1 protein-coding gene is annotated in these 1,262 nt (G+C 28.5%); it reads right to left on the minus strand.

The window, feature by feature from the left end; genetic code table 11:
• Positions 1 to 41: 41 nt before the first annotated feature.
• Positions 42 to 1,183 (minus strand): IS3 family transposase gene (locus ACJDT4_RS23260; protein WP_406790012.1). Its coding sequence is split into 2 segments (ribosomal slippage): positions 42 to 943 and positions 943 to 1,183, totalling 1,143 coding nucleotides; the frame shifts between segments, so codons are not numbered across the junction.
• Positions 1,184 to 1,262: the final 79 nt, after the last annotated feature.

Below are 1,262 nucleotides of genomic sequence, written 5' to 3' on the forward strand. Positions count from 1 at the left end.
TGGATCAATGTCAATATTTTAGACACAAAAGGTCGAACTTTTTATGCAATTTTTTTTGATAACTCCTCACATTGTTGAGGAGTTATATATCCAATACTTCCATGTATTCTTCTTGTATTATACCAAGCCTCTATGTACTCGAATATTGCCAAACGTGCAGTTTTATAATCAAAATAATGTGCTAAATTAACTTCTTCCTTTTTTAAAGAGGCATGAAATGACTCAATACAAGCATTATCGTAAGGACAACCTTTACCACTAAAGGAATGAGTTATAATCTTAGTATTAAGTATAAATTCTTCAAATGTAGAACTCGTATATTGACATCCTAAATCACTATGTAGGATTAATGGTTTTGCTGGCTTCTGAAGTTTTATAGCATTTTTTACTGCTTGTAAAGCGAGAGTAGTATCAATAAACTTTGACATAGAATAGCCTATTATTTTTCTGCTATATAAATCCATAACTGAGGCTAAGTAACACCACCCATCTTTGATGGTGTGGATATAGGTTATATCTGTTACCCACTTCTGATTTATAGAAGTAGTAGTAAAATCTCTTTTTAATATATTTGTCTTTTCTTGAACTTTTTGCTTGTTTGAGAACGGTCTATATTTCTTAGTTATTATAGATTTTATGCCTAATGATTTCATTAGACGCTGAGTTCTTTTTACACTAATATTAATTCCACTTAATTTTAAACACTTATTTATTTTTATTGCTCCATAGCGATTTTTACTTTCCTTGTGAATATCAATAATATGCTTTTTAATATTTTGATTTTCTAACGTTCTCTTACTTGGTTGCTTAAGCAGGTACTTGTAGTAAGAACTCCTAGACACTTTAAGAACCTTACACATTAATTTAACATTATGATGTTTTTTATTGTTAGTTATGAATTCAAATATTGTAGTAACTATTTTCTTGCAAATATGCCCATAGCTTTTTTTAATATTTCATTCTCTTCTTCTAGTTGAGACATCTTTTTTAATAAATTGTTATACTCTGCTGGTGTAACAGTTGTATTGTCATCTATAATTATAGGTTTCTTTTTTTTAACCCAGCCATTTATTGTTGATTTTGCAACGGCATATTCGCTGCTTAATTCTGTAATTGTTTTTCCAGAATTATATAGTTCTACTATTGTATTTTTGAATTCATCTGTATATTGCTTTTTTTCTATTAACATATAAACACATCCTTATCTTATCTATATTTTAATGTGTTCGGTCTTTCGTGTCTACAATATTATACTAGCATCA

This window comes from Clostridium neuense (assembly GCF_045310695.1).
Classification (GTDB): domain Bacteria; phylum Bacillota; class Clostridia; order Clostridiales; family Clostridiaceae; genus Clostridium_S; species Clostridium_S neuense.